The 3,961-nt window shown below is 69.8% G+C and carries 3 protein-coding genes; all 3 read left to right on the forward strand.

Annotated features, from left to right (window positions below):
- Window positions 1–161: 161 nt before the first annotated feature.
- Window positions 162–935 (forward strand): hypothetical protein, encoded by a 774-nt coding sequence (locus tag ACWF94_RS35600; RefSeq protein ID WP_453498399.1) that lies wholly within the window; start codon window positions 162–164, stop codon window positions 933–935.
- Window positions 936–1,094: 159 nt separating this feature from the next.
- A complete protein-coding gene (locus ACWF94_RS35605) occupies window positions 1,095–1,982 on the forward strand; it encodes a FadR/GntR family transcriptional regulator (RefSeq protein WP_453498402.1) in 888 nt (295 codons plus the stop codon).
- Between the two features lie 341 nt (window positions 1,983–2,323).
- Window positions 2,324–3,883: an RNA polymerase sigma factor gene (locus ACWF94_RS35610; protein ID WP_453498405.1), complete on the forward strand. Its 1,560-nt coding sequence runs from the start codon at window positions 2,324–2,326 to the stop codon at window positions 3,881–3,883.
- The last annotated feature ends 78 nt before the right edge of the window (window positions 3,884–3,961 follow it).

Here is a 3,961-nt window from a genome sequence, read left to right on the forward strand (position 1 = left end):
GGGGCGCCACCCGCGAACGGCGCCCCGAACCATCACCGCCGTCACCGTCACCGTCACCGTCACCGTCACTGCCGTCACCGTTGCCGCCGGACCCGCCACCGTCGCCCGGTCCCCACGCACCGGAGCGGGCGGCGGACGGGCCGCTGCCCGTGCCGCGCCCCATGACCGCCCCCGTGCGCCCGCTGCGCTACGAACTGCACCGGCTCCTGGGAGTCCGTACCGCCGCGCTGGTCGCCCTCGGCGCCCTGCTCGCCTCACTCGCCCTGTGTGTCCTGCTCGCCCGCTCGGGGACCACCCCCGTGCCGGTCGCGCTCGCCGCCTGGCCGGAGTTCCTTCCGCTGCCGCCCGCGGCCCTCGGCGCCGGACTGATCGGCGCGCTCTCCTTCGGCGAGGAGTTCCGCCACCCCGCGCTCGCCACCGCCCGGGGCACCGTCCCCCGCCGGGCCGCCCTGCTCCTCGCCAAGCTCACCGTGACCGCCGTCGCCGCCGTACTGATCGCGCTGTTCGTCGCTCTGGCGGACGTCCAGGCGCTGCGTCTCGTCTACGGGGACGAGGCGGCGTCCCCACCGGGGAACTGGCCGGTTCTGGTCGCCGGTTGGTGCGGTCTCTCGATCGGGTGCGCGTGGTCGGGGCTGCTCGCCGCCGGGGTCTTCCGGGTCACGGCCGCCGGAGTGGCCGCCGTCCTCGCCGTACCGGTGATCGTCGCCCCACTCGTACAGCAGGCGCTCTCCGTTCCGCCGGTGCGTTCGATCGCCGGTCTCTCCGGCCGGCTTCTCGACCTCACCTGGATGCGGCTGCCGTGGCGGATGGACGGCTGGGCGGCGGCCGGAGTGCGACTGTTCGCCCAACCCGTCGGTGTAGCACTGATGTTGTCGTTGTCTGTTCTGATCTGCGCGTATATGTTCATCGGCCTTCGCCGGAGGGCGTATTGGTGATCATGAACGACCGTGGTGCGACGATCTGCCCGCAACTCCCGTGAAGCCGCCCGTTTCTTTCCGATAAGGCGTCAATTGTGGGGGAAGCGCCGATCACCCTTTCGTGTGCTTTTCACCAAAGACCTCAAGGGGTGCGGAGGTGGGGCCGACAAAGGATGCGTGAGTACCCTTGCGCACACCATGATGACCGCCGCCCGTCCCGCCGACTCCGGCCTCGCAGGCCCGGGCGAACTCGACCGATACCCCTACGCGGAGTCGCCCGGGACCGACCGCGTCGGCCCGCCCCCCTGGGACGGCCCCGAGGCGGAGCTGGGCCGCGTCGGCCGCCGCACGGCGGGCAGCCGGGGCCGTGGACTGCACGGCCAACTCGTCCAGCAGCTCGGCCAGATGATCGTCTCGGGGGACCTGGGCGCCGACCGCCCGCTCGTCCCCGAGGAGATCGGCCAGCGGTTCGAGGTCTCCCGCACGGTCGTACGGGAGTCGCTGCGCGTCCTGGAGGCCAAGGGCCTGGTCAGCGCGCGTCCCAACGTCGGCACCCGGGTCCGGCCGGTCAGCGACTGGAACCTCCTGGACGCCGACATCATCGAGTGGCGCGCGTTCGGCCCCCAGCGCGACGACCAGCGCCGGGAGCTGTGCGAGCTGCGCTGGACCATCGAGCCCCTCGCCGCCCGGCTCGCCGCGGGCCACGGCCGCGAGGACATCCAGCAGCGGATGGGCGACATGGTCGAGATCATGGGCCATGCGCTCACTCAGGGTGACGGAATCACCTTCTCCCGCGCCGACACCGAGTTCCACGCCCTGCTCATCCAGCTCGCCGGCAATCGCATGCTGGAGCACCTCTCCGGGATCGTCTCCGCGGCACTCCAGGTCTCGGGCGGCCCGGTCACCGGCTGTGAGCGCCCCAATGAGGTCTCCCTGGCACATCACGCGCGGATCGCCGACGCCCTCGCCGCGGGCGACCCGCATGCCGCCGAGTCCGCCGTGCGCCAACTGCTCACCGTGCACCCCGAGGTGGAGCGCGTCGTACCCGCGCCGCGCGAGCACTGAGCCCACGGTCGAGCGGGTGGGAGTACGGAGGCGTACTCACCGGGTGTCGCCGGATTCCACGGGGGTCCGGCGGCACGGTTGTGTACCGAACATCCGCTCTGGCTGCTTTGTCGTGAATGGGGTGTGACTCGGGCCACGCGGATTGGGCGTAACACTCCTGGGAACAGTGCGATGACCTAAGAGGTGAGAGTCAAGGAGGGAATACAGCCGCCGTTCACGGCGCTGTCCAGTTCCTAGGCTCCCCCCGCGCCACCGGCAACATCCGCAGCCCGGTGGTCGTCGGCTCCGGCCCGATCCTGGGCGGGGCCGGAAGCCGTTTCCATCGTTCCGAGAGGTTGTTCGTGTCGGCCAGCACATCCCGTACGCTCCCGCCGGAGATCGCCGAGTCCGAGTCTGTGATGGCGCTCATCGAGCGGGGAAAGGCTGATGGGCAGATCGCCGGCGATGACGTGCGTCGGGCCTTCGAGGCCGACCAGATTCCGCCAACCCAGTGGAAGAATGTTCTGCGCAGCCTCAACCAGATCCTTGAGGAAGAGGGTGTGACGCTGATGGTCAGTGCCGCGGAGTCGCCCAAACGCGCCCGCAAGAGCGTCGCAGCGAAGAGCCCGGCGAAGCGCACCGCCACCAAGACCGTCGCGGCCAAGACGACCACGGCGAAGACTGTCGCGGCCACCGCGGCACCGGCGGCCGAGTCCGTCGATGTCCCGGCCGGCGACGAGGTCTCGGCGACCGCGCCCGCGAAGAAGGCGGCTGCCAAGAAGACCGCCGCAAAGAAGACGGCGGTGAAGAAGACCGCCGCCAAGAAGACGGTGGCCAAGAAGGCCACGTCGAAGAAGGACGCGGACGAGCCCGGGGACGGCGAGGAACTGCTCGACGAGGTCCAGCCCGGCGCCAAGGGCGACGAGGAAGAGGCCGAGGGCGAGAGCAAGGGCTTCGTCCTGTCCGACGAGGACGAGGACGACGCGCCCGCGCAGCAGGTCGCGGTCGCCGGTGCCACGGCCGACCCGGTCAAGGACTACCTCAAGCAGATCGGCAAGGTCCCCCTCCTCAACGCCGAGCAGGAGGTCGAGCTGGCCAAGCGCATCGAGGCCGGGCTCTTCGCCGAGGACAAGCTGGCGAACGCGGACAAGCTGGCGCCGAAGCTCAAGCGCGAGCTGGAGATCATCGCCGAGGACGGCCGCCGCGCCAAGAACCACCTGCTGGAGGCCAACCTCCGGCTCGTCGTCTCGCTCGCCAAGCGGTACACCGGCCGAGGCATGCTCTTCCTGGACCTGATCCAGGAGGGCAACCTCGGTCTGATCCGCGCCGTCGAGAAGTTCGACTACACCAAGGGCTACAAGTTCTCCACGTACGCCACCTGGTGGATCCGGCAGGCCATCACCCGCGCCATGGCCGACCAGGCCCGCACCATCCGTATCCCGGTGCACATGGTCGAGGTCATCAACAAGCTCGCGCGGGTGCAGCGCCAGATGCTCCAGGACCTGGGCCGTGAGCCCACTCCGGAGGAGCTGGCCAAGGAACTGGACATGACCCCCGAGAAGGTCATCGAGGTCCAGAAGTACGGCCGTGAGCCGATCTCGCTGCACACCCCGCTGGGCGAGGACGGCGACAGCGAGTTCGGCGATCTGATCGAGGACTCCGAGGCGGTCGTACCGGCCGACGCGGTCAGCTTCACACTCCTGCAGGAGCAGCTGCACTCGGTGCTCGACACCCTGTCCGAGCGTGAGGCGGGCGTGGTCTCCATGCGCTTCGGCCTCACCGACGGCCAGCCGAAGACCCTGGACGAGATCGGCAAGGTCTACGGCGTGACGCGAGAGCGCATCCGCCAGATCGAGTCCAAGACCATGTCGAAGCTGCGCCACCCCTCGCGTTCGCAGGTGCTCCGCGACTATCTGGATTAGAGCGCGGGCACTGCCGTCCTCCGGTCGGCAAGCACAGCAAAAGATCGCCACAGCAGTACGGAATCGGTCGTTCTGGGG

Source organism: Streptomyces sp. NPDC055078, assembly GCF_053607985.1.

Bases quoted from the DNA above. Each gene is read 5' to 3' on its own strand.
- ACWF94_RS35600 (WP_453498399.1), top strand. From the start codon at position 162: ATGACCGCCCCCGTGCGCCCGCTGCGCTACGAACTGCACCGGCTCCTG.